The sequence below is a fragment of the Blautia acetigignens genome (genome assembly GCF_025566865.1).
GTDB classification, from domain to species: Bacteria; Bacillota; Clostridia; order Lachnospirales; family Lachnospiraceae; genus Blautia_A; species Blautia_A acetigignens.
This window is the reverse complement of the sequence record NZ_JAOQJM010000009.1, coordinates 91,651-116,114: the sequence shown is the minus strand read 5'-3', so window position 1 is coordinate 116,114 and position 24,464 is coordinate 91,651. Positions and strand designations below refer to the sequence as shown.

Sequence of the window (24,464 nt, the reverse complement as noted above, 5' to 3'; positions counted from 1 at the left end):
AATCAAACATGGAGGAAATCACATGAATACAACAATTGCAGCGATATCTACTGCTGTGAGTGCTTCGGGAATCGGAATCATCCGAATCAGCGGCCCGGAAGCCATGGACGTTATATCCCGCATTTACCGTTCCAAGGGCGGGAAAAAGAAGATCAAAGAAGTACCCACCCATACCATTCACTATGGCTATATTTATGATGGGGAAGAAGCGGTAGATGAAGTTCTGGTTATGGTTATGCGCGCGCCCAAAACATTCACAGGAGAAGATACCGTAGAAATTGACTGTCATGGCGGTGTCTATGCCATGAACCGTGTGCTGGAGACCGTCCTGAAAAACGGTGCTAAAATAGCCGGCCCGGGAGAGTTTACCAAGAGGGCATTCCTCAACGGCAGACTGGACCTTTCCCAGGCAGAGGCTGTTATGGATGTGATCCAGGCGAAGAATGAATATGCCCTGAGAAGTTCCATGAGCCAGCTGAAAGGCTCTGTCCAGAAGACAATCAAGGAGATCCGGAATGATCTGATTTATGAAATTGCTTTTATTGAGTCAGCACTTGATGACCCGGAGCACATCAGCCTTGATGGATATCCACAGAAGCTTCTCGGAATTGTGGAAAAAGAACAGAGATCCATCGACGGCCTGTTGAAAACTTCCTCAGACGGAAAGATCATCCGAGAGGGAATTGAGACTGTTATCGTAGGAAAGCCAAATGCCGGCAAGTCTTCCCTTCTGAACCTTCTGGTTGGGGAAAATAAGGCCATTGTAACGGATATTGAGGGAACCACAAGAGACATTCTGGAAGAGTACATCACTCTTCATGGAATCACGCTGAAAATTGTGGATACTGCGGGAATCCGTGAAACCCAGGATGTAGTGGAGAAAATCGGCGTATCCCGTGCCCGTGAGGCGGCAAAAGATGCGGACCTGATCTTGTACGTGGTTGACAGTTCCACACTTCTTGACGAAAATGATGAAGAGATCATAGAGATGCTGAAAGGCAGAAAAGCCATTGTGCTTTATAACAAAACAGACCTTGCGTCTGCAGTAAGCATGGAGGCGCTGGAAGAGAGAACTTCTCATCCAGTGATTCCCATTTCTGCCAAAGAAGAGACTGGAATCACCCAGCTTGCTGAGACGATTAAGTCCATGTTTTTCAGCGGAAAGATTTCTTTTAATGATGAGGTTTATATTACCAATGCCCGCCACAAGGAGGCACTGGAGGAGGCAGCCCAAAGCCTTTCCATGGTGCGAAGAAGCATCGAGGACGGCATGCCGGAGGACTTCTTTTCCATTGATCTGATGGCTGCCTACGCAAGCCTTGGAAAGATTACAGGAGAGGAAGTTGGCGAGGATCTGGTGAACGAGATCTTCAGTAAATTCTGTATGGGAAAATAATGGATGTGTAGATTATACGAGGAGATTGATCATGAAAACACTGGAAGAAAATTATGACATTGTAGTGGTTGGTGCAGGTCATGCAGGCTGTGAGGCAGCACTTGCAGGCGCAAGACTGGGGCTCGATACCATTATGTTTACAGTCAGTGCAGAGAGTATTGCACTGATGCCCTGCAATCCCAATGTAGGGGGCAGCTCTAAGGGCCATCTGGTACGTGAACTGGATGCCCTGGGCGGCGAAATGGGAAAAAATATTGACAAGACCTTCATTCAGTCCAAAATGCTGAACTGTTCCAAGGGTCCGGCTGTCCACTCCCTTCGCGCCCAGGCCGACAAGCAGGCATACAGCAACGAAATGAGAAAGACTCTGGAGAATCAGGAGAACCTGACTATCCGCCAGGGAGAAGTAACCAAGCTTCTTGTTGAGGATGGGAAAATCACCGGAGTGAAGACTTATTCTGGCGCAGTTTACCACTGTAAGGCAGTTGTTCTGTGTACCGGAACTTACCTGAAGGCAAGATGTATTTACGGTGATGTAAGCAATTATACAGGCCCCAATGGACTTCAGGCGGCAAATTATCTGACCGATTCCCTGAAGGAGCTTGGAATCGAAATGTTCCGTTTCAAGACCGGAACACCTGCCAGAATTGCAGGAAATACCATTGATTACAGCAAAATGGAAGAACAGTTCGGTGACGAAAGAGTGGTGCCGTTTTCCTTTTCCACAGACCCGGAGGACGTGCAGATTGAGCAGAAATCCTGCTGGCTGACTTACACCAATGAGACTACCCATGATATTATTCGCGCGAACCTGGATCGTTCCCCGCTGTATTCCGGTATGATCGAGGGAACTGGTCCACGTTATTGTCCGTCTATTGAGGATAAAGTAGTTCGTTTTGCAGATAAAAAGAGACATCAGGTGTTTATCGAGCCAGAAGGCATGTACACAAATGAGATGTATATTGGCGGTATGTCAAGCTCCCTTCCGGAGGATGTGCAGGAGGCAATGTACCACAGCGTACCAGGCCTTGAGCATGCCAAAATCGTGAAAAATGCTTATGCGATCGAGTATGACTGCATCAATCCAAGACAGCTTTATCCAACACTGGAATTTAAGAAAATCAAAGGACTTTTCAGCGGCGGGCAGTTTAACGGAAGCTCTGGATACGAGGAGGCAGCAGCCCAGGGACTGATCGCAGGCATCAATGCGGCCATGGAAGTACTGGGAAAAGACCAGCTGATCCTGGATCGTTCTGAGGCTTATATCGGCGTTTTGATTGATGATCTGGTTACCAAAGAAAACCATGAACCGTACCGTATGATGACCAGCCGTGCAGAGTATCGTCTGCTTCTCCGTCAGGATAATGCGGACCTGAGACTTCGCAAAAAAGGCTGGGAAGTAGGTCTTGTGGATGATGAAACCTATGCAAAAGTAGTGGAAAAAGAGCGCCTGATCAAAGAAGAGATCCAGCGTGTTGAGAATACAAATGTAGGTATGACAGAGGCTGTTCAGAGCCTTCTGGAAAGCAAGGGAAGCACCCCTTTGAAGTCCGGAATCAGCCTTGCTGAACTGATCCGCAGACCAGAGCTTTCTTATGAGGATGTGGCTCCTATTGACAAGAATCGACCGGAGCTTGCCTGGGATGTGCAGGAACAGGTGAATATTAATATTAAATATGACGGCTATATTCGCCGCCAGATGAAGCAGGTAGAGCAGTTTAAGAAGCTGGAAGCTAAGAAGATTCCTGAAAATCTGGACTATGAGAAAGTAAAGAGCCTGCGCATTGAGGCGCGCCAGAAACTGGAACTTTACAGACCGGTTTCCATTGGACAGGCATCCCGAATTTCCGGCGTTTCCCCGGCTGATATTTCGGTACTGTTAGTGTATATGGAGCAGTACGGGAAGAATCATTAATTTGGTACGTTTTAACGGATAAAAATAAAAAGCAGTTTAACGTAAGGAGACATATATGGAATACGATTTAACTCTCTTTGAGAAAGGCCTTGAAGAGCTTGGAATTGCCCTTTCCCAGGACCAGAAAAAGCAGTTTATCACCTATTATGAGTACCTTGTGGAGAAAAATAAGGTGATGAATCTGACTGCAATTACCGAGTATGAGGAAGTAATTCTGAAGCATTTCCTGGACAGCCTTTCGATTGTAAAGGTAAGTAATTTTGACCAGAATAAGCTTGCAGGAAAATCTGTCATTGACATTGGAACCGGCGCCGGATTCCCTGGAATTCCACTGAAAATTGCCTTTCCGGAGCTGAAGATTACCCTTCTGGATTCCCTGAACAAAAGGGTAAATTTCCTGAATGAGGTAATTGAAATGCTGGGGCTTAAGAACGTAACCGCAGTCCACGGAAGAGCTGAAGACTACGCCAAACAGAAAGAGCACAGGGAGAAATACGACTTCTGCGTCTCCCGCGCTGTAGCCAATTTAAGTACTCTTTCCGAGTACTGCATCCCCTTTGTAAAAGAAGGCGGAAGCTTTATTTCCTATAAATCCGGTAAGATCGACGAGGAACTTACCCAGGCCGAAAATGCCGTAAAAATCCTCGGCGGCAAAGTTCAGGACGTGGTAAAATTCCCACTTATGGACACTGATATGGACCGTTCTTTCGTCGTAATCAAGAAGGTAAAACCAACTGCAAAGAAGTATCCAAGGAAGGCTGGATTGCCCTCTAAAGAGCCGCTGGCGTAAGTCTTAAAAAGAAGATTCCGGGCAGATTTTGCTGCCTGGAATTTTTTACTTTCCAAAACACATTTCCAACACAAAATAATCACACTTTTCTCACACAATCATCTAAATTTCCTCACAGTTTGTACATAGAATTATCATAGAAAGTTGTCAGGGATACTCCTGATGCTTGCAACTTGAAGGAGGTAAAGAAACTTGATTGAAGTAAAAAATCTGGTAAAACGCTATGGCGACCATACCGCTGTAGACCACCTTTCTTTTGAAATTGAGAAAGGTAAGATTTACGGATTTCTGGGTCCTAACGGCGCCGGAAAATCCACAACCATGAATATGATAACCGGATATATTGCATCCACCGAGGGAACAGTAGTAATTGATGGTCATGATATTCTGGAAGAACCTGAGGAGGCAAAAAAATGCATCGGATACTTACCCGAAATGCCGCCCCTTTATTTTGATATGACAGTTCTGGAATATCTGAAATTCGTTGCAGATCTGAAGAAAATTCCGAAAGCTAAAAAAGCATCCATGATCGAAGAAATTATGGATATGGTAAAAATCACAGACATGAAAAACCGTCTGATCAAAAACCTTTCCAAAGGTTACAGACAGAGGGTTGGTATTGCACAGGCTGTGCTTGGATACCCGGAAGTCATTATTCTGGATGAGCCAACGGTAGGCCTTGACCCGAAACAGATCAACGAAATCCGAGAGCTGATCAAAGGCCTGAAAAAGAAACACACCGTAATCTTAAGCTCCCATATTCTTTCCGAAGTCAGTGCAATTTGTGATTACGTGCTGATTATTTCCCATGGAAAGCTGGTAGCCAGCGATACACCTGAGAATCTTGGAAAACTGGCAGCAGGCTCCAACAACCTGAATCTTCTTGTCAAGGGTCAGAAAGACACCATCAGAGCCGCTTTAGAGAGCGTAGAAAGCGTGAAAGAGGTTACGGTTAAGAAAGATACAAAGAGCACAGAAGAAGGCGTATACAGCGTCACAGTGGGCACAGAGGAGAATACGGATGTACGTGAGAAAGTATTCTACAGCATGGTAAATGCTGACTGTCCGATCCTTGAAATGCAGTCTAAGAAAGTATCTCTGGAGGAGATTTTCCTTGAACTTACGGAAAGTGAGAAGAAAGATAAAAATCCGGAGAAAAAGAATTCAGGAAAGCCGTTTTTTAAAACCGCTGCAGATGCAGAAAACTATCTGAATGAAAAAGATTCTGGGGAAAGTGAAGCAGAAGAAAACGGATCCGATGAGGAAAAGGAGGAAGAGTAAACCATGCTTGCTATTTATAAAAGGGAGCTGAAAAGCTACCTGACTTCTATGGTTGGATATCTGTTTATGTTCTTTGTACTGCTTATTGCGGGAATTTATTTCTCCGCATATCAGCTTACAGCAGCATATCCAAAATTTGAATACACATTAAATGCTATGACCTTTGTGTTCCTGATCGCAGTGCCGATCCTGACCATGCGTGTACTTGCTGAAGAAAGAAAACAGAAAACCGATCAGCTGCTGCTGACCTCTCCGGTATCTGTGTTCGGCATTGTAATGGGAAAATATCTGGCACTTGTTACCATTTATGCAATTCCTGTTGCAGTTCTGGCAACTTATCCGCTGCTTATGTCAAAGTTCGGAACAGTAGCTTTTGGATCCGCATACACAGCGCTCCTTGGATTTTTCCTTCTGGGCTGTGCAAACATTGCAATCGGCGTATTTTTCTCAGCAATCACTGAGAGCCAGGTAATTGCTGCGGTTCTGACCTTTGTATTTTTGTTCGCATTTTATATGATGAACGGTATTTCATCCTTCTTTTCACAGACCGCAATGTCCACATGCGTAACATTTGGACTTCTGATCATTGCACTGAGCCTTATGATTTACAGCATGATCAAAAATGCAGTGATCTCAGGTATCATTTGTGTAGCTGGAGAGGCTGTGCTGGTGATTATTTATGTAGTAAAATCCAGTGTGTTTGAAGGCGGAATCCAGAAAGTGATGGAAGTATTTAATTTAAGCTCTCACTTTGAAAATTTCACAAACAGTATTTTTGATGTGACTGGAGTATTGTACTTTGTATCTGTAATTACAATCTGCATATTCCTTACCATGCAGACAATACTGAAGAGACGCTGGAATTAAGGAGGTGGGAAGAAATGTTTTTTAGTAAGAAAAATAATAACAATAACAACATAAACGAAGAAAATACGGAAAGTGTAGAGAAGACAGAAAACAATAACAATAGTAGCAAAAAACAAAGGAAAAAGTTTAAAGATACAATTAACAAAAAGTATCTGAAAAATGGAAGCTACAGTTCTATTATGATTGTTGTATTTGTTGCTATCATTATTGTTATAAATATGATAGTTGGAAATCTTCCTTCTAAATACACCCGGCTTGATATCAGCTCCGAAAAACTTTATACAATCGGAGATGAAACAAAAGCAATGCTGAAGGATCTGGACAAAGATGTGATCATATATCAGATTGCCCAGAGAGGAAGTGAGGACGAAAACATCAGCAACCTGCTTCAGAGATATGCAGATGAGTCTGATCATATTACTGTAGAACAGAAGGACCCGGTGGTAAATCCGAAATTTATCAGTGAATACACAAGTGATAATTTATCATCCAACAGTCTGATTATTGTATGCGGTGACAGGAATAAAGTTGTAAATTATAACAATATATACGAATCATCCCTTGATTACAACACATACAGTTATAAGACAACAGGGTTCGATGGAGAAGGACAGATTACAAGTGCCATTGCATATGTAACCAGCGAGAACCTGCCGGTGATGTATACATTAGAGGGACATGGAGAGCAGGATCTGGATTCCACAGTGAAGGAAGACATTGAGAAAGCCAACATGGAGATTAAGTCCCTGAATCTGCTTACAGAGGGAAGCGTTCCAGAGGATGCGAGCTGTCTGTTGATTGATGCGCCTACAACCGATATCTCAGAAAATGAGAAAACAGCGCTGATCGAGTATCTGGAAAATGGAGGAAAAGCAATGATTTTCTCTGATTACACCGGACAGGAAATGCCGAATTTTGACGCTGTACTTGAAAATTATGGTGTAAATCGAGTAGATGGCCTGGTGTTTGAGGGAGATTCCCAGCACTATGCGGCACAGATGCCATATTATCTGGTACCTACCATAAATAGTACAGACATTACTTCTGATCTTGTTTCTTCTGGATATTATATTCTTATGCCATACGCACAGGGAATTCAGAAATCAGAAGATGTAAGAGATACTGTAACGATTGAAAGTCTTCTCACAACCTCTGATAGTGCTTATTCCAAGACGGATGTGAACAGCGGAACTCTTTCAAAAGAAGATGGAGATGTTGATGGTCCGTTTGATCTGGGTGTAAGCATTACAGAGACTGTTGATACTGATAAAGAAACGCACATTATTTATTATTCAACATCAAATTTACTTCAGAGCCAGGTGAACCAGATGGTTTCCGGCGGAAATGAGAAACTGGTAATGGCTTCCTTAAGTGCTCTTGTTGACACGGAGGACAGCACAACAGTCTCTATCCCGTCCAAGAGCCTGGAAGTATCTTATCTGACTTTGACAGCATATGATGCAAGCTTCTGGAAGATCTGTGTGATTGGTTTGATTCCGGGAGCATTCCTGTTAGTTGGATTTATGATCTGGTTAAAGAGGAGAAAAGCCTGATGAAGAAAAAATCTGTAAATCTTATTACAGCAGTGGGCGTTTTGGTTGTTCTCAGCGGAGCTTACGTAGGTGTAAAAACCTACGTGGCGAAGCAGGATGCCGAAGAGGCAGAAGCCGATGAGGAGGAATCTCAGGAGATTATTTCTATTGCGTCCGATGATGTAAAATCTGTTAAATTTGTAATGGATAAAAAAGAAGTTACTTTTGAGAAAGATGGAGATTCCTGGGTGAAAAGCGATGAGACTGCTTTTCCTGTAGACCAGGATAAAATGGATACTCTGATCAGCTCCCTGAGCTCTGTGAAAGCGGAACGAACACTGGAAGATGTGGAAGACGCTTCTGAGTACGAGCTGGATCAGCCGGAAAATACAATCACAGTGACAATGGAAGATGGAAGTGAAACGGTTATTCGCGTTGGCATGGAGAATGATTCTACCAGCCAGGAATACATTGACCTGGATAAAGATTCCTCCACTGTTTATGTAGTTAGCAATTCCACATTCCAGTCCTTTGAAGGAACCTTGTATGACTTTGCTGAGAGCGGAACTTTCCCAACAGTGGATTCCTCCACAATAAGTAAAGTGTCTGTGGATGGAAAAGATTTTTCCTATAGCATTGAAAAGGATGAAAATAACTTCTGGAACATAACAGAAAACGGCAACACGGAAAAGGCAGATTCTGCAAAAACTACATCCCTGACAAGTGCCGTTTCTGGCATGGCATATGCAAGCTTTGTTAACTACGACTGCTCAGATGAAGAGCTTTCTCAGTATGGTTTGGATAAGCCTTATGCTGAAATTACGGTGGATTATCAGGAAGAAGTCGAGAAAGACTCCGCTGATGAGAAAAATGAGGCTAAAAACGGCTCAGAGGACGCTACAGAGGCACCTGAGAATGCGAACCAGGATGAGAAAAAAGCTGCCGATTCTGAGGAGAGCACGGCGGATGACACAGCAGAAAATGATGATGCAGAAAGTGCGAACGATACAGATACAGACGAAGCTACTGCGGATTCCGAGGGAGATGTAGAAGAGGCTGTAGATGAAGCTGACACAGATTCTGAGGAAGAGGTTGAGACCGAGATGGTTGATCGCGAGCTTGTGATTCAGGTTGGCGATGAGTCATCTGACGGCGGACGATATGTACGCGTAAATGACAGCAATGAAATCTATACAATTTCAGAAGATACGCTGGACACCTTCCTGGGAAAAACAGCTGCCGATTTCTGGGATCTGACAGTAAGTTATCTGTCAGTTAATAACCTGGAAACATTGGATGTAAATTACAAAGGTGATGAGTACACTGTAAATGTTTCACGTGAAACATCTTCGGAAGAAGAGGAAAGCAGTGATGAGGCTGATGTAGATAACAGTGCAGATGACAGTGCTGAGGATGCCTCAAGTTCCGCGACTGTAACATTGTCCTATAAATTGAATGGCGCCGAGCTGGACGGTGCTACATTTACCACTTTCTACAATAAACTGATCAACCTGGCTGCACAAAAACGACTTACTGACAAATTTGAGTCAAACGCAGACCCTGAAATGACAGTAGATTTCACAGATGTTGACGGAAATAAAACAACCGTAGAATATTACTCCTACGATACCAATTACTATGCTGCCGTTACAGATAGAAAAACATATCTGATAAACAAAATGACAGCGAAAGAATTATTCCAGGCATTTGAAACTGTTGCAGGGATAGAGGAGAACAGTACAAGTGATACGGATGATAACACTGAAGAAGAGGGAACTGCTGCTTCTAATAGCCTGGCGGAAGACGAAACAGATGCTGCAGAATGATAGACTGCGAAAACGGGTTGGATAAGAAATAAAATAATTTGATGTAGCTGGCTTTTGATGCGGCAAATTTGAAGAACTTCGATGTAAAACTAAGATGCTAGTTTTGCATCGGAGCTCTTTTACTCTTTTGGGTTTCACAAAAAAATAGACATTCTGCGGAAACTTACTTTTGCATCGCGGAATGTGTTTTACTATCATGCATCTTTACTGTTTTTGAATAACTGCGCGTCGCATTCTCGTTACTTCCAGTGATGAGTTAGACGCGCAAATTTTTTTACAAAAAACAGAACAAACGTTTACACAAACAGATACATATGATATAATATTTATATGGAAAAGATATATTTGATATAGATATAACAAACTTTCATATGGTAGGGGATATGGCTGTTCTTTGCAGTATCATCTTGTCTGGTGTACAAAATACAGAAAAAGGTTTTAAAAAATGGAATCGATACAGAATGTAAAGAAATGTTACAGGATCTTGCAGAAGAATATAAATTTCAGATCCTGGCAATGGAGGTGATGCCGGACCATATCCATCTGCTTGTTTACATCGAAGGACAAAAGGAAAAAGAAAAAAGCCTGACAGAAGAAATGGTTTGTTGGAGGAAAAGAGATGCAGACAGTATCCAGCTATGGCGTAGAAGCACGAAAACAGAATATCCCGATCCGCCAGACACTGGGACTCTATCGGTCTGCGGTCAGCTATCTGACAGAAATATATGAGCAGGTGTGGGAAGAACTGGAAGAGATCCCGGATGCTAAAAGGCGTTTTAATGCCGCAGAGCATCTGGTGCATACTACGAAAAAAATCCTGCACGTTTTGATTTTGACTTCCGCTTCCCGAAGATGCCATCCTACCTCAGAAGAGCTGCAATCCGGCATGCATTGGGAAGTGTATCTTCTTACAAAACACGGATGGATCTGTGGACAAAGTCAGGGGAAAAAACAGGGATGCCCAAACTGGTGTATGAGAATCATGCCATGCCTGTTTTTTACCGTGGTGTCATGTACAGAGAGGGAGCAGAAGGAAAAGAGGAAGCATATCTGAAATTGTATGATGGCCATGACTGGAAATGGTTTTGTGTGCGTTTAAACCATACAGATATGGAATATCTTCGTAAGAACTGGTCGGGGAAAAAGGCATCTGCCCCCGATACTGGAGAAAAGACACCATAAATATTTCCTGCGTTTTTCCTATACGAAAGAAATAACACTTACAAAAACACCGGTAAAAGAACAGGTCATCTGCAGTGTGGATCTGGGGATCAATACCGATGCAGTCTGTACCATTATGCGGGCAGACGGAACTGTCCTGGGAAGAAGATTTATCAATCATCCCAGTGAAAAAGACTGGATGTATCGCACGCTGGGACGGATCCGGAAGTTCCAGAGGGAACACGGCTCTGCGCAGTCACGGGGAAGATGGGCATATACGAAACGCCTGAATATAGAGCTGGGAAAGAAGATCGCAGGTGCAATCATAAGATATGCAGAGGAAAACCATGCAGATGTGATCGTATTCGAATATCTGGAAATGCAGGGGAAGATATCCGGAGAGAAAAAACAGAAACTGCATCTGTGGAGAAAACGGGATATCCAGAAACGCTGTGAACATCAGGCACATAGAAAAGGGATGCGGGTATCCAGAGTCTGCGCATGGGATACAAGCAGGCTTGCATATGATGGCTCCGGAAGGGTATCCCGTGACCCGAAAAACCACAGCCTCTGTGTATTCCAGACCGGAAAAAGATATAACTGTGATCTGTCAGCATCGTATAATATCGGGGCAAGATATTTTATCAGAGAACTTTTAAAACCCCTTCCGGCAACGGAAAGGTCTTTACTGGAGGCAAAAGTCCCTTCAGTAAAGCGTAGGATCTCATGTGTATATGCGGACTTAGGAGAATTATTTTTAGAAATGGAACTTTTAAGAGCAGCATAAACACAGGCAGATATACAGCGGACTACCTGTGATGTTGGAACCTGCCATATCTGGCATGGAAAAGCGCATGACTGCGCATATCCTAAGTTACAGGCGTATCCGCCGATATTTAGCCTTGTCGCTTAAAGCGACTGAGGAGCACGCGACTTTAGTCGTGTGAAATCCACTTACAAAGTACGAAAATAATGTCGGAAAATATATTAAAAGCACGAAAATGTGGACTGCCACAATAAAAGAATAATAAAAGTACTAAAAATAGCACTTTTGAAAGCAAAAGAGATAAAAATAGGACTTGCAAAAGAAAATAGCAATGAAAATCGACATAAAATAAAAGCGTCAGAACATACGCCTTACTAATAAGCGCGCAGGGAACGTTACATTAGAATACGCCTGAAAGATTATTCTTGCGTTTCACGTGCTTTGTTTCACAGAAAAACTTTTCTAGGCACAATCCAAAACACATTGTGCAAACAACAAACAAAACAATGAGGAAATATAAAAATAATAACAAAATACGTGCAGCCTAATTAGGAAAAATAATCCTGCCAAAAATAAAAAATATCAATATATTAGATGAAATGCGCAAAGAAAGAGATAAATAGCGAGAAAAAGATAATATTATGATGAAAATACATATCACAAAATGTGCAAAAGATAAGAAAATGAATAAGTGAACAATGAAAAAGTCTTGAAATGTTATTAAAAAACATTTCAAGACTTTGAAATAACAAAAGAAAAAGCGAGTATTGTTATATAAAAAATAAATGGCGTTAATCGAAAAACGCCCCAACCTGTTCGAGAAACGCTTCTACGTTTTCAATATGTGGGAAATGCTTGGAATAAGGAATGGTTGCGGACTCAATTGCTGGATTAGCTTTACAGTAGTCTTCTACAATTCCTGCACCGTTTGACTCGTCTTCGCCTTCTACAATATAAATACTGTTATCCAGTGTGCTGAGGGCATGACGAATGTTAATATTCATATATTTAGCACTTTGGCTTGAATATAAATACTTGGCATAGTAACCACCCTTATGAGCAGCTTCGTAGTAAGCGTCCAAAACATCACCATCTACGTGGAATGGATTGTAGTAAAGCTTATCCAGGAAGAAATCACTAATTGTTTCACGTGAAACATTTATATGATAAATAAAGGTTCCAAACACTGGCAGTTCTACGAGAAATTTAAATATTTTGTCTTTCTGAGTAGGAATCTGGGCCAGGGAAGCCATACTTACAGGATTGACAAACATAATTTTATTAATGTTTTCTTTGTCATATGCGGCAGCAGTAGTAACAAATGAACATGAGAAGCCACTGGCAATTATATCAGTCTTTTCTTTAATAACATTCTTGATAAAATCGCAGATGACCTGTACAAAGAGGAAATTAGTGTATGTAATTCCAGCTTTTTCAGAACGTCCGCATCCTAACAAATCGAGAGTATAAACTGTATGCTCCTGGGCAAGATGTTTCTCAACACGTGACCATTCATATCCACTTGCACCAGGCATGGCATCGTGGATCAAAAGAATAGGAGAACCGGTGCCTTTCTTTGTATAATATATTTTTCCGAAACGCCATTTGTAGTAGTTGTGGTTGGAAAAATCGAGCATTTCTTTTAATTGTGAAGAGGCAACAATCACTCTATTGGACAGATGGATGACACCAGCAGCGATAGTGGTTAAGGCAGCCAGAGTCAAAAGTTTGTGTTTACTTTCTTTCATTTTTATAGAGAACCTCCTTTGAATTTGTATGTATATTATACGCCTTACAGGTGAATTTTACAATAATTTTGTGGGATTTGTACACTCTGCGGTTGATATCTAAAAGGGCGGCTTAGTGAAGCAATCGTTGCCCGGACGCGAGTTCACAAGGTATATTCATCGCAGGTCGTCGCAACACTCCGCCAAGCTAACTGTCAACTGCGACTAAGCATCTCAGGAGAGCCTTCGATGCTAAGTCTCCGTAGACAGTGGATCTCGTCTACGTTAAGACCGCTCCTGAAATGACCTGCTCACGAATATACCTTGCGAGCTCACTGGTTACTGGTAAGGGGAATGCGCTAAAACGATACTTTTTCACTGGCGCTGGGGAGAGTTTTAACCAATACACAATATCTGCCCGTTATTATTAAGTGGTCATTTCGGGAGTAGAGATAAAATCTGAAGAATTTAATTAAGATCCGTTGTTCTATGCACAGTAATATCAAGTGTTCTTACAGGATGTTATGTAGCCGATTATCTTGGAATCAGTTTTAGCTGTAACTTTAAGCCATAACATTTCATGCGCATTGCATTCACTTCTGTGGAGCAATAGATTTCAACAACCAGATTTCCCCCGGAACACCTGGGGGAAAGCGTCCGCCTTGATTACCTAAACCGCCCTTTTACAAAGTATTGAGCCTATCATTAATAAATATCACCTACCCGTTTGAATTACATTCAAAGTGGGTATAATAATTTTAAAGATAAAAATAGACAATATTTTTACAAAATAAAAAGGCATTTTCTATGTTTCACGTGAAACATTATGTGGCACGATAATTTTAAAAGTGTTATAATAGCAATAGTTCTATGATAGGATTGAAGAAACTATGGAAAAGTGAAGCAATTCGAAAATCTTATGAAAGGGAGGGTTGATATTGGGCAGAACGATTGCAGTTGCAAATCAGAAAGGCGGCGTTGGTAAATCAACAACAGCGATTAACCTTTCGGCATGCCTTGCAGAACAGGGAAAGAAAGTTCTGACGATTGACATGGATCCTCAGGGAAATACTACCAGTGGATTAGGTGTTGACAAAAATGCAGTAGAAGATACCTTATATGAACTTCTGGTAGGACAGTCAGATGTTGAGACAACAATTGTAAAAGATGTAGTAGAAAATGTGGATTTAATACCGTCTAATGTAAATCTGTCTGGAGCAGAAATTGAGTTGGTCGGTATCGACAATAAAGAATACATATTGAAAGAGATTACAGATAAAGTAAAGGACAATTACGATTATATTATTATCGATTGTCCGCCATCTCTCAATATGCTCACCATCAATGCACTTACAGCAGCCACATCCGTACTGGTTCCAATCCAGTGCGAGTATTACGCATTGGAAGGTTTGTCACAGTTGATACATACAATTGATCTGGTCAAAGACAGACTGAACAACAACCTGGAAATCGAAGGCGTTGTATTCACTATGTATGATGCGCGCACCAACTTGTCACTGCAGGTAGTAGAGAATGTTAAGGAAAATCTGCAGCAGAATATTTACAAGACAATTATCCCAAGAAATGTCAGACTGGCAGAAGCTCCAAGCTATGGACAGCCGATCACGATTTACGATCCCAGATCTACCGGAGCAGAAAGCTATCGCCTTCTTGCAGAAGAAGTGATAAACAGGGAGGTTGAATAATGGCAGTCAAGAAGAAAGGACTTGGAAGAGGACTGGATGCTCTTTTCCCTGAGAAACCAGCAGAGAAGAAACCAGTACCAAAGCCCATTACAAAAGAAGTAAATCCAAAGCAGGAGGCTGAGAGTGTAAAAACTACAGTCCCCGCTTCAGACAAAAAAGAAATGACTGCAGATGCGCCGACAGAAGTAAAGAAAACAGAAATGCTTGTGAAAATCTCGAAAGTAGAGCCGAACAGAACTCAGCCAAGAAAACAGTTCGATGAGGATGCTCTGGTAGAATTATCAGAGTCCATTAAACAGTTCGGTATTTTACAACCGCTTCTGGTATCTGACAAAGGTGACTACTACGAGATCATTGCAGGCGAGAGAAGATGGCGAGCTGCCAAGCTGGCTGGCCTGAAAGAAGTTCCGGTTATTATCAAAGAGTTTAACGACCAGCAGGTTGTAGAGATTTCCCTGATTGAGAATATTCAGCGGGAAGACTTAAACCCGATTGAGGAGGCAATGGCCTACAAACGCCTGATCAATGAGTTTAAACTGAAACAGGACAGCATTGCTGAGCGAGTTTCCAAGAGCAGAACTGCAGTAACCAATTCCCTTCGTCTTCTGAAGCTGGACGAAAGAGTTCAGCAGATGCTCATTGACGAGATGATCTCAGCAGGACATGCCCGTGCCATCCTTGCTATTCCTGACAAGGACAAACAGGCAAGCGTGGCAATGAAGGTTTTCGACGAGAAGTTAAGTGTTCGCGAAACAGAGAAACTTGTGAAACATATTGTTGAACCGCCTAAGAAAAAAGCGGAAAAGCAGGTAAATACTGCGGAAGATGCAATATACGAAAGCCTCGAGGAGAAAATGAAGGGAATCGTAGGAACCCGGGTTTTCATCCACAGAAAGAAGAACAACAAAGGTAAAATTGAAATTGAATATTATTCCAGAGACGAACTGGAAAGAATCATTGAATTATTTGAATCAATAAGATAAGGAGTGTGCATGAGCAGTATTTTTGACAGCCTGGGAATGGACCCTGGCATCATTATTATTTTACTGTTGATTCTGACAATCGTTCTGGCTGTAAATGTATTCAGCAGCAAGATGCGGATCAGCCGCCTGGAACGTAAATACAAAGTGTTCATGAAAGGCAGTGACGCACAATCTCTTGAAAAAGTATTTGTACGCAAATTTGCCCAGATCGATCGTCTTTATGAAGCGAAAGAAGATCATGAACATGACATCAATCTGATCAAACACCATCTGGAAACCATGTTCAGTAAATATGGCGTTGAGAAGTATGATGCATTTGATGACGTTGGAGGTAAACTGAGCTTTGCGCTTGCACTTCTGGATCAGGATAATTCAGGTGTTATTCTGAATGCAGTGCACAGCAGAGACAACTGCTTCCTTTATCTGAAAGAAATCGTAAAGGGAGAGTCCTATGTGATGCTGAGCCAGGAAGAACTGGAAGCTTTACGAAAAGCTGTTAATTTCGGTCTGGAAAATATTGAGAAAGATGAATAAGGTTTTCTACAGAAACTTTCCTATATAACAGAGATTGAAGCAGCAATAAGAAATCAGCAAAAAATAATAAACAGGCATGTCGCCCGCCGGCGGTATTGTCTATATAATTCACAAATAAAAGAAATGAAAAATAACAGATACAAAAAACGTATCAGTACAGGAGGAAGACATGTTAGACATTAAATTTGTGAGAGAGAATCCGGAAGTGGTAAAGCAGAACATCCGAAACAAATTCCAGGACAGCAAACTGGAACTGGTTGACAAGGTTCTGGAGCTGGACAAAGAGAACCGTGAGATCAAACAGGAAGTTGAGGCACTCCGTGCAGAGAGAAATAAAATTTCCAAACAGATCGGTGCTCTTATGGGCCAGGGCAAGAGAGAAGAGGCTGAGGAAGTTAAGAAACAGGTTGCTGCGTCCGGCGAGCGTATCGAGGAGCTTTCCAAGAGAGAGAAAGAAGTAGAGGAAGAGCTTCTGAAAGATATGATGGTAATCCCGAACATCATTGATCCATCTGTACCGATTGGTAAAGATGACAGCGAGAACGTAGAAATTGAGAAATTCGGTGAGCCGGTTGTCCCGGACTTCGAAGTTCCATATCATACAGAGATTATGGAAGCTTTTGACGGAATCGATCTTGACAGCGCAAGACGTGTTGCTGGTAACGGATTCTACTATCTGATGGGCGATATTGCAAGACTTCATTCCGCAGTTATCGCATATGCCCGTGATTTCATGATCAACAGAGGCTTCACATACTGCGTACCGCCTTTCATGATCAGAAGCAACGTTGTTACTGGCGTTATGAGCTTTGCTGAGATGGATGCCATGATGTACAAGATTGAGGGCGAAGACCTTTACCTGATCGGAACCAGTGAGCATTCCATGATCGGTAAATTTATCGACCAGATCATTCCGGAAGAAGAGCTTCCGAAAACTCTTACAAGCTATTCTCCATGCTTCCGTAAAGAGAAAGGTGCTCACGGACTTGAGGAGAGAGGTGTATATCGTATCCATCAGTTCGAGAAACAGGAAATGATCGTAGTTTGCAAACCAGAAGAGAGCAAAATGTGGTTTGACAAGCTGTGGCAGAACACAGTAGATCTGTTCCGTTCCCTGGATATTCCGGTTCGTACACTGGAATGCTGCTCCGGTGACCTGGCAGACCTGAAAGTGAAATCTCTTGATGTTGAAGCATGGTCTCCAAGACAGAAGAAATACTTCGAGGTAGGAAGCTGCTCCAACCTTGGTGATGCACAGGCTCGTCGTCTGAAAATCCGTGTAAATGGAAAAGATGGCAAGAAATATCTTGCACATACCTTAAATAATACAGTAGTTGCTCCGCCAAGAATGCTGATCGCATTCCTTGAGAATAACCTGAATGCAGATGGAAGCGTAAATATTCCAGTTGCACTTCAGCCATACATGGGCGGAATGACAAAAATCGAGAAAAAGTCCAATAAATAAGACTTAATTTGACAAGAAACAACAAAGTCCGTAAAACAGAACTTTAAACTGAATTTCTGCTTTGCGGACGAAAAATAAAACAGTCACAAACGGCAGAAGAGAACATATCATATCGTACAAAAACATTATGAAATAAGAAGCCTAAATCATAGAATAGGGAGGTGATAGTGTGCACAGTTATTTAAGAGCTGTTGGCTTTTCGAAAGTGAAGTCACGCAAGGAAATGCAGGAAATTATCCGGGATGTGATGAGTACTTACGATGAAAAAATTGCGGTAGAAAATCATCCAGACGGAGTTTTTGTGGAATATTCCAAGAATTATGGCTGCGACTGCGGAATTACAGTCTGTGGGCAGTATGACGAGGAAAATGAGTTTCACGTGGAATATACATTTCCATTTTTTCGCGGCACAGGAATCACGACCCAGGAGCATGTAGTTGTGGAAAGACATTCTGAGAAAGAGTCCTATGCAGGTGCATGCGATGATTTGCGTCTTGGTGTGACTTTGATCTTTTATCTGCAGAATCCGGCAGAATATATGCTGGAGAAATATAAGGGAAATTTACGTGAGGGACAGCCGCTGACCATTACCGGACTTGCAAGAGAAGGAAAGATTCTTTTCCCGGTGCAGAAGGATAAGGAAGCTGTGAAAGTAGAGCGGGAGCTGACAAAGAACCGCAATAACCTGATCGCAGCAGCCAGAAACGGTGATGAGGAGGCCATGGAAGACCTTACCATGGAAGATATGGACACGTATTCCATGATTTCCGAGCGTATTGTGACAGATGATGTATTTACCATTGTAGATTCTTATTTTATGCCTCATGGAATCGAGTGTGACCAGTACAGTATTATGGGAGAAATCCTGGAATATGTCACATTCAAAAATATTCTCACAGGCGAAGAATTATGCCAGATGACAATTGAGTGCAATGATATTCAGTTTGATGTCTGCATAAACAAAGCCGATCTTCTTGGAGAACCGGAAGTTGGCCGGCGTTTCAAGGGATTGATCTGGCTGCAGGGACAGCTGCATTTTTAAGTAAGAACACCGCATGGGAAAGAAAAATAATTAAGATTTTCAGCAGAAGCCGACAGGGAACAAAAAACTCTGTCGGCTTTGTTTTAGATTGACAGCGGATTTGGGCGGGGTATATAATTGTAAAAAAGAGCAGTAAACTATCTGGAGATTTTATGAAAGTACAAATGTTTGAAAGTAAATCACCTTTTAAAGGACAACAAATAAAGCTAGGCCTGGCTGCTGTATTGGGATCTGCCGCGTTTCTGCTGGGAGGCTGTTCCCAGAACTTGGGGATAAATTCAGGAACAGATCAGGCTCAGGCGGAAGAAGAATCAGCAGTGGTGGATTATACCTGTATTTCCAACCCGGACAGCGAGAAAAAAATTACTGTTTATTTTATATCTGGCCGTCTGTCTGGCCATTATTGTGGCCGCGTACTTCCATCTCAGCAGAATTGCCCGGAAGTATAATACCGAACATCTGGAACTGATCACAAGCCTGTATGCGGAAAAAATGAATGATTCCATGGAATACCTGCAAAATTATGTACAGGAAGATGTGAAAATGATTCAGTCCATGGAAGGGGAGACACCGGAAAAAATTCTGGAGCGTCTGCAGAAGAATCTGAATCAGCAGGCACTGGAATCAGAGCAATCCTTTAATTCAGATCCCTATCAGTCCAGCCAGACTGGAAATATGATTATGACAGTTTTTGTCCCGGTGAAGGATTCCTCGCAGATTCACAGTCTGTATGTGTCTATTATGATAGAGAACCTCAGACAGCTGGGAGTTTATGAACTGCTTCAGGGAAAAATCAGTGTTCAGCTGTTAAATGCGAATTCACAGAATTATGTTACCTGTATCAGCAGCGGTGATGTCAATGCATCGGGAAGCTGGAAAAAAAGGATAAACAGCTTTATATGGGACTGTCCGCTATAGATTTTCTTACCGGAATCCTTAACCGCCGGGCATTTCAGAAGTCTGTGGAAGATGAAATGTATAAAAAGACGCCGGGGGTTTTCATTTTTATTGATGTGGATAATTTCAAAAGCTATAACGATACATATGGACATAATAATGGAGACTTCTGCCTGAAGCATTTTGCAGAAACCATGAAGAAGTGTTTCCCTGCGGAAAGTATTATCGGCCGATATGGCGGTGACGAGTTTGTAGTTTATTTAAAGAACCTGACGGTGGAAGAAGTGCAGAACTATATGGCAGATTTCCAGAGGATGATTTCTCACTTGACGCTTCCAACCGGCGAACAGGTGCAGCTGTCAGCCAGCGCCGGCGGAGCCGCTTTCCCAGATCAGGGCGAAGATTTCATCTCCCTGTGCCGAAACGCCGATTCCGCGTTGTATAACGTGAAACAAAATGGAAAGGCTGCGTTTAAGATGAAAGAGAAGTAAGTTAAGCAGACTTATAGATAATCGCCGAGCCACCTTGAAGCGAGTGGCCCGGCGATTATACCCATTTAATCAATTTCATAAATTTCTTTACTGAATTTATAACTTTAGAAGACAAATATGCTTTTGAGAGTTTCTTTTTGGTGTAAGACCATACAGAAGAAGTTTTGGTTTTATCTATCAGCAGTGCAGTAAAAAATCTTTCCCAGCTGACAAAGTCCTTGCTTTCTATATAGTCTTCCGGTTTTTGCAAAATATTTTGCACATTTATATTTGGTATAATATTGCATGAGAGCAACAGCCATTCAAAAGATTCCGGCGCATATAGCGCCGCATTTTCGATGTTATTTAAATATACATTTAGCTCACGCATTTCAGAACCAAAAGCAGCTCCATCAGCTATAATAAGTTTTGTTCCTTTTATATCTCGATTTTCTTCCAGCTTTTGAATGATATTTGATTTTCCATCTGCTGAAATACAAGTAATCTTTTGAGCTTTTGCTAATTCAGAAAAAAATTGGTAACCGGAATTGGAATCTTCTGTAATTATCATTTGCGGAACTATGGTAGTTTCTGCGGAAATTTCACCGTATAAATGATACAGTTCGTTATAAGTCTGTCTGGTATTATGGAATTTGCCGGATTCACGAAAACCGTATATTTCATTAATGCTGTAGGGAAGCGTTGGAAGCTTTTCGCGGGTTGCAATTACGAAATAGTTATCAGAACCTTGTACCAGTTCTGCAAATTTTTTTGACTTTAGAAAACGATTTCCCTCATCAATAAATATGATGCTATCTGAAATTTCTTTTAATTCTCTTTCCCAGTCTTCACTATCAATTGTACGGCATGCACGGTCACAAGAGAGTTGTACTCCGCTGTCAGCACCGTATCTTCTGTAATCATGAATGAGATCAATTAATACGGTTTTTCCTGAACCACTGTCTCCTGTAAGAATTGTGATATTTCGTTTTATAATAAAATCATATTTTACTTTTCGTGATTCAACAATTATTCTATGAGAACCTTTCATGCTTATCACTCCGGTTTCATTTCATTTAGATATTTACTGGCTATTGGAAGCAGTTCACGCATGGAATGGACAAGTTCGCCTCCGTTTTTTACTTTTATTTCAAAGGCAGTATTTTTTCCAAAGTCCATCATATGCCTGAGATTAATTGTTATGTCCTTGATCTTTCCAATTTCTAACAGCCATTTTGCGCAATTATCACCACATGCAGATGCATTAAAAATTTTGTCTGGCTCATTTAGAATCAATAACAAAGTCTTGACTCCGCCAGATAATCTTTCTGGTGGGATTTGTCCCAGAACAGGACTGCTAATACATTCACTGCTTAAAATATTTGAGTGATCAATATCTTCAACCATTTTTCTGGCAAGTTCTGTTTCAAACCATTCCGGATCATAAGTATTTTTAAAATAAACATTCGTATTGTAAATACTTTGCGGTTCGTCTCCGTATATGATTGTCAGCATATAATGCCTCCGATGCAGATATAAATTTTGAGCTGTCAGTCTGGGAAAAACAAAAAGCGAGTGAAATTCCAACACCTCCGTTGGAGTTTCACCCGCTTTCCTAGATAAGCGTCCCGTGCGGGAATCGAACCCACAGCTAGCGCTTAGGAGGCGCTTGTTTTATCCGTTAAACTAACAGGACAAATCTGTAGGTACAATTGTACTATATTTAGAAACAAATTACAAGGTTTTTCTTTCGTGAGGAAATGGCAAAACGGATAAAAATAAATTAGGAAACCTGTTGAAAAACAATTGCAATTCAGAGAGAGATTGTATACAATGTTCTAAACAAATTTATAAATGGGCAAAGCAGTCGAAAGGCTGTGACGCAAAACTATAGGGCCTGTAAAATGGCAGCCAGCTGCAGAATAATCGGGATAGGAACACATACTATGGCGAATGCTGCAGTATGTGTTTTTTTATATAGATGGAGTAGAGTGAAAATGAAGAAACAGTTATATAAAGAGGAACTTTTGTATTCCGTTGAGGAACTGTAGCTTAGTGAGGAAGCTTATTCTGCAATACAATCAACAATTTACCACAATCACGCCGTTGGTTTTATTGCAGGATATTATGATGAAAATTTGACGATTGCTTATATCAGTGAATTTTTCCTGCATAATCTTGGGTACAGCTATGAGGAATTTATGAACAGAACCTCTGGATCACTGAAAAATGTGGTTTATGGAAAAAACTGTGCTTATATTGAAAATGATCGGTTTCGATATATCAGCGGTAAAGGCGAAATGCAGATGCAGGAGAATCTTAAGCTTATCAGCCAGGGGATCAAATTGTGGCAGCTATGGCGTCTAAGTTTAAGACGGTTTCCAGTGAGCTTACCCTGGAAGAGGCCTTTTCCCCGGAAAATATCAGGAGCAGGCTGAAAAAGCCGGAGGATATTTTCCGGTTCGAGTACTGCACAATGAATGAGAAGCAGTTTAAATCCATAGCAATTTCTCCGCTGGCATGGACTGAAGGGGAGAACAGGCAGGCGGCAGCAATCCGTTCGCTCCACAAACAGGACGGAAAAACTATCCCCATTGTAGCCATGACTGCCAATGCCTTTGCAGAAGACATTTTGCTTGCCAAAAATGCAGGAATGAACGAACACATCTCCAAACCACTGGACATGACACGGCTCAGGGATGTGCTGAGACGGTGGCTGTAGAGACGTATTTTCTCGAAAAGAAAATCAGAAGTCAGGCAAAATGTAATGGCGCGAATCCATTTAAACTAATATAATCAAATTACCTGAAAAACAGAGGACTGCGATGATGAAGCAGTCAAGTAAAAAATGGAGGGGGAAGTTTTTATGATTACAGATTATGCGGACAAGCTGCATCTTTATGGAGATTTGCAGGAGTATGCAGACATGGTTCTGGCATTTATTGAGAAGCAGAAGAAGGAAAATCTTCCGGCGGGCAGATATGATCTGGAAAATGGTGTGTTTGCCTCTGTGCAGAGTTATACTACAAGACCGTTAGAGGGCTCACAGATGGAATCCCACAAGAAATATTGTGATTTACAGTATCTAATAGAGGGAAAAGAGAAAATCTACTGGGCTTCTTTGCGGAATCTTACAGTGGAGAATGACATGACACCGGAGAGTGATTCTATTCTTTATGTGGCTGGTCCATGGCAGGGGTATACGGTACTGGAGCCGGGAATGTTCGGCTTCTATGCACCGGATGACGGACACATGCCAGGAGTTGCAGCAGACGAGCCGGCACCTGCGAAGAAAATTGTGTTTAAGATTCCAGTGAAATAAGCTGTTTGTGACGGAAGGGAAATACAATATAATTTCTTATTGAAAAAACAGGAACCATATAATATGCTGCTTATAAGTATCATGCTTGTAAGTAGCATTTTTATAATGACATATTATTTGAGGAGTTGTACAAAAGAGGGGGCATAAATCGTGAAAAATCCATTGCATTATCAGATTTCAGAATATGACTGCGGACCCACATCCATGTTGAATGCGATTATTTATCTGTTTGACAGGGATGAGATCCCGCCGGAGGTGATCCGAAATACCATGCTTTACTGTCTGGACTGCTACAGCAAAGAAGGCATTCCGGGAAAAAGAGGTACATCCAGGGCGGCCATGATGTTTCTTTCCAATTGGCTGAATGAGTTTGGGAACCTTGGGATGATGACGGTAAGCAGTGAATATTTGTCGGGATCTGAGGTGTACATAGGTCCGGGGAGTAGGATTAACCAGGCACTGAGTCATGGCGGGGCAGCCGTGGTAAGACTGTTTCTGGATGAACCCCATTATGTGCTCCTTACCGGAGTGAAGGACGGCAGTATTTTGCTGTTTGATCCTTATTATTGGGATGAGCCTTACGAGGAAAAAGATATCCTCATTGATCTGGAACATCCAAGAGCATACAACCGGGAAGTGCCTTTCCGGTATTTCAACCGTGAAGAAGACGTCCTGTATGCCCTTGGAAAAGTAAATGCCCGGGAGGCTGTGCTGGTTTATAATGAGAAAACCAGAGTGCCGGTGGAAGAGGTTATTGAGTACTTTATTTAGTAAAATTGGAAAG

Annotated in this window: 23 protein-coding genes, 1 tRNA gene, 1 pseudogene and 1 riboswitch; of the genes and pseudogenes, 21 read left to right on the top strand and 4 right to left on the bottom strand. The window is 41.9% G+C overall.

The window, feature by feature from the left end; translation table 11 throughout:
• The first annotated feature begins 22 nt into the window (after positions 1–22).
• The 10 genes and pseudogenes from mnmE to OCV70_RS12075 all read left to right on the top strand — a co-directional run bounded on the left by mnmE (position 23) and on the right by OCV70_RS12075 (position 11,555).
• A complete protein-coding gene (mnmE, locus tag OCV70_RS12125; protein WP_117849671.1) occupies positions 23–1,396 on the top strand; it encodes a tRNA uridine-5-carboxymethylaminomethyl(34) synthesis GTPase MnmE in 1,374 nt (457 codons plus the stop codon).
• 31 nt (positions 1,397–1,427) lie between these two features.
• Positions 1,428–3,311 (top strand): tRNA uridine-5-carboxymethylaminomethyl(34) synthesis enzyme MnmG, encoded by a 1,884-nt coding sequence (gene mnmG / locus OCV70_RS12120; RefSeq protein ID WP_117849608.1) that lies wholly within the window; start codon positions 1,428–1,430, stop codon positions 3,309–3,311.
• A 55-nt stretch (positions 3,312–3,366) separates the two neighbouring features.
• Positions 3,367–4,101, top strand: a complete 735-nt coding sequence (rsmG, locus tag OCV70_RS12115) for a 16S rRNA (guanine(527)-N(7))-methyltransferase RsmG (protein WP_117849605.1) — start codon at positions 3,367–3,369, stop codon at positions 4,099–4,101.
• Positions 4,102–4,293: 192 nt separating this feature from the next.
• Entirely contained in the window at positions 4,294–5,382 is a 1,089-nt protein-coding gene (locus tag OCV70_RS12110; RefSeq protein WP_117849603.1) for an ABC transporter ATP-binding protein, read from the top strand.
• Positions 5,383–5,385: 3 nt separating this feature from the next.
• Positions 5,386–6,249, top strand: coding sequence for an ABC transporter permease (locus tag OCV70_RS12105; protein ID WP_117849601.1), 864 nt, complete (start codon positions 5,386–5,388; stop codon positions 6,247–6,249).
• 14 nt (positions 6,250–6,263) lie between these two features.
• On the top strand, positions 6,264–7,802 hold the full coding sequence (locus OCV70_RS12100) for a GldG family protein (RefSeq protein ID WP_173767914.1): 1,539 nt from the start codon (positions 6,264–6,266) through the stop codon (positions 7,800–7,802).
• The gene (locus OCV70_RS12095; RefSeq protein ID WP_117849595.1) at positions 7,802–9,607 is read left to right on the top strand and encodes a DUF4340 domain-containing protein; all 1,806 of its coding nucleotides are present in this window, start codon (positions 7,802–7,804) and stop codon (positions 9,605–9,607) included. Before OCV70_RS12100 ends, OCV70_RS12095 begins: the two co-directional genes overlap by 1 nt.
• A 358-nt stretch (positions 9,608–9,965) precedes the next feature.
• Positions 9,966–10,159: pseudogene (gene tnpA / locus OCV70_RS20325) on the top strand (IS200/IS605 family transposase); the annotation flags it as partial.
• A 67-nt stretch (positions 10,160–10,226) separates the two neighbouring features.
• Complete coding sequence (locus OCV70_RS12085; protein ID WP_243000128.1) at positions 10,227–10,661, top strand: hypothetical protein; 435 nt, start codon at positions 10,227–10,229, stop codon at positions 10,659–10,661.
• Between the two features lie 204 nt (positions 10,662–10,865).
• Positions 10,866–11,555, top strand: coding sequence for an IS200/IS605 family accessory protein TnpB-related protein (locus tag OCV70_RS12075; RefSeq protein ID WP_243000119.1), 690 nt, complete (start codon positions 10,866–10,868; stop codon positions 11,553–11,555).
• 770 nt (positions 11,556–12,325) lie between these two features.
• On the opposite strand, the gene OCV70_RS12070 is transcribed toward OCV70_RS12075, so the two are convergent.
• Entirely contained in the window at positions 12,326–13,282 is a 957-nt protein-coding gene (locus tag OCV70_RS12070) for an alpha/beta fold hydrolase (RefSeq protein WP_021926596.1), read from the bottom strand.
• Between the two features lie 917 nt (positions 13,283–14,199).
• Between OCV70_RS12070 and OCV70_RS12065 the strand changes: the two genes are divergently transcribed.
• From OCV70_RS12065 to OCV70_RS12030, 8 genes are all read left to right on the top strand, one after another.
• The gene (locus tag OCV70_RS12065) at positions 14,200–14,967 is read left to right on the top strand and encodes a ParA family protein (RefSeq protein WP_021926597.1); all 768 of its coding nucleotides are present in this window, start codon (positions 14,200–14,202) and stop codon (positions 14,965–14,967) included.
• Entirely contained in the window at positions 14,967–15,950 is a 984-nt protein-coding gene (locus OCV70_RS12060; protein WP_021926598.1) for a ParB/RepB/Spo0J family partition protein, read from the top strand. The genes OCV70_RS12065 and OCV70_RS12060 overlap by 1 nt, the downstream gene beginning before the upstream one ends.
• A gap of 9 nt (positions 15,951–15,959) precedes the next feature.
• Positions 15,960–16,484, top strand: coding sequence for a DUF4446 family protein (locus OCV70_RS12055; RefSeq protein WP_021926599.1), 525 nt, complete (start codon positions 15,960–15,962; stop codon positions 16,482–16,484).
• 169 nt (positions 16,485–16,653) lie between these two features.
• Positions 16,654–17,949: a serine--tRNA ligase gene (gene serS, locus OCV70_RS12050; RefSeq protein WP_117849593.1), complete on the top strand. Its 1,296-nt coding sequence runs from the start codon at positions 16,654–16,656 to the stop codon at positions 17,947–17,949.
• 169 nt (positions 17,950–18,118) lie between these two features.
• Positions 18,119–18,991, top strand: coding sequence for a DUF3881 family protein (locus OCV70_RS12045; RefSeq protein WP_021926601.1), 873 nt, complete (start codon positions 18,119–18,121; stop codon positions 18,989–18,991).
• A 152-nt stretch (positions 18,992–19,143) separates the two neighbouring features.
• Entirely contained in the window at positions 19,144–19,440 is a 297-nt protein-coding gene (locus OCV70_RS12040; RefSeq protein WP_021926602.1) for a hypothetical protein, read from the top strand.
• 43 nt (positions 19,441–19,483) lie between these two features.
• On the top strand, positions 19,484–19,909 hold the full coding sequence (locus OCV70_RS12035; RefSeq protein WP_117849590.1) for a hypothetical protein: 426 nt from the start codon (positions 19,484–19,486) through the stop codon (positions 19,907–19,909).
• Positions 19,891–20,379 carry a GGDEF domain-containing protein gene (locus OCV70_RS12030; protein WP_117849588.1) on the top strand — a complete coding sequence of 163 codons (489 nt, stop codon included), beginning with the start codon at positions 19,891–19,893 and terminating at the stop codon, positions 20,377–20,379. The genes OCV70_RS12035 and OCV70_RS12030 overlap by 19 nt, the downstream gene beginning before the upstream one ends.
• A 55-nt stretch (positions 20,380–20,434) precedes the next feature.
• On the opposite strand, the gene OCV70_RS12025 is transcribed toward OCV70_RS12030, so the two are convergent.
• The 3 genes from OCV70_RS12025 to OCV70_RS12015 all read right to left on the bottom strand — a co-directional run bounded on the left by OCV70_RS12025 (position 20,435) and on the right by OCV70_RS12015 (position 22,054).
• A complete protein-coding gene (locus OCV70_RS12025; protein WP_117849585.1) occupies positions 20,435–21,409 on the bottom strand; it encodes a P-loop NTPase family protein in 975 nt (324 codons plus the stop codon).
• Between the two features lie 5 nt (positions 21,410–21,414).
• A complete protein-coding gene (locus tag OCV70_RS12020) occupies positions 21,415–21,873 on the bottom strand; it encodes a DUF4869 domain-containing protein (RefSeq protein WP_021926607.1) in 459 nt (152 codons plus the stop codon).
• A 109-nt stretch (positions 21,874–21,982) separates the two neighbouring features.
• A tRNA-Arg gene (locus OCV70_RS12015) sits at positions 21,983–22,054 on the bottom strand.
• A gap of 151 nt (positions 22,055–22,205) precedes the next feature.
• Positions 22,206–22,281: riboswitch (cyclic di-GMP riboswitch) on the top strand.
• Between the two features lie 424 nt (positions 22,282–22,705).
• Between OCV70_RS12015 and OCV70_RS12010 the strand changes: the two genes are divergently transcribed.
• From OCV70_RS12010 to OCV70_RS12000, 3 genes are all read left to right on the top strand, one after another.
• Entirely contained in the window at positions 22,706–23,080 is a 375-nt protein-coding gene (locus OCV70_RS12010) for a response regulator (RefSeq protein ID WP_243000118.1), read from the top strand.
• A gap of 144 nt (positions 23,081–23,224) precedes the next feature.
• On the top strand, positions 23,225–23,680 hold the full coding sequence (locus tag OCV70_RS12005; RefSeq protein WP_021925344.1) for a NanQ anomerase/TabA/YiaL family protein: 456 nt from the start codon (positions 23,225–23,227) through the stop codon (positions 23,678–23,680).
• Positions 23,681–23,830: 150 nt separating this feature from the next.
• Positions 23,831–24,451, top strand: coding sequence for a hypothetical protein (locus tag OCV70_RS12000; protein ID WP_021925343.1), 621 nt, complete (start codon positions 23,831–23,833; stop codon positions 24,449–24,451).
• Positions 24,452–24,464: the final 13 nt, after the last annotated feature.

Coding starts and splice junctions, on each gene's coding strand:
- mnmE (WP_117849671.1), top strand. CDS start 23: ATGAATACAACAATTGCAGCGATATCTACTGCTGTGAGTGCTTCGGGA.
- mnmG (WP_117849608.1), top strand. CDS start 1,428: ATGAAAACACTGGAAGAAAATTATGACATTGTAGTGGTTGGTGCAGGT.
- rsmG (WP_117849605.1), top strand. CDS start 3,367: ATGGAATACGATTTAACTCTCTTTGAGAAAGGCCTTGAAGAGCTTGGA.
- OCV70_RS12105 (WP_117849601.1), top strand. CDS start 5,386: ATGCTTGCTATTTATAAAAGGGAGCTGAAAAGCTACCTGACTTCTATG.
- OCV70_RS12100 (WP_173767914.1), top strand. CDS start 6,264: ATGTTTTTTAGTAAGAAAAATAATAACAATAACAACATAAACGAAGAA.
- OCV70_RS12095 (WP_117849595.1), top strand. CDS start 7,802: ATGAAGAAAAAATCTGTAAATCTTATTACAGCAGTGGGCGTTTTGGTT.
- OCV70_RS12085 (WP_243000128.1), top strand. CDS start 10,227: ATGCAGACAGTATCCAGCTATGGCGTAGAAGCACGAAAACAGAATATC.
- OCV70_RS12070 (WP_021926596.1), bottom strand. CDS start 13,282: ATGAAAGAAAGTAAACACAAACTTTTGACTCTGGCTGCCTTAACCACT.
- OCV70_RS12060 (WP_021926598.1), top strand. CDS start 14,967: ATGGCAGTCAAGAAGAAAGGACTTGGAAGAGGACTGGATGCTCTTTTC.
- OCV70_RS12055 (WP_021926599.1), top strand. CDS start 15,960: ATGAGCAGTATTTTTGACAGCCTGGGAATGGACCCTGGCATCATTATT.
- serS (WP_117849593.1), top strand. CDS start 16,654: ATGTTAGACATTAAATTTGTGAGAGAGAATCCGGAAGTGGTAAAGCAG.
- OCV70_RS12040 (WP_021926602.1), top strand. CDS start 19,144: ATGAAAGTACAAATGTTTGAAAGTAAATCACCTTTTAAAGGACAACAA.
- OCV70_RS12035 (WP_117849590.1), top strand. CDS start 19,484: ATGAATGATTCCATGGAATACCTGCAAAATTATGTACAGGAAGATGTG.
- OCV70_RS12030 (WP_117849588.1), top strand. CDS start 19,891: ATGGGACTGTCCGCTATAGATTTTCTTACCGGAATCCTTAACCGCCGG.
- OCV70_RS12025 (WP_117849585.1), bottom strand. CDS start 21,409: ATGAAAGGTTCTCATAGAATAATTGTTGAATCACGAAAAGTAAAATAT.
- OCV70_RS12020 (WP_021926607.1), bottom strand. CDS start 21,873: ATGCTGACAATCATATACGGAGACGAACCGCAAAGTATTTACAATACG.
- OCV70_RS12005 (WP_021925344.1), top strand. CDS start 23,225: ATGATTACAGATTATGCGGACAAGCTGCATCTTTATGGAGATTTGCAG.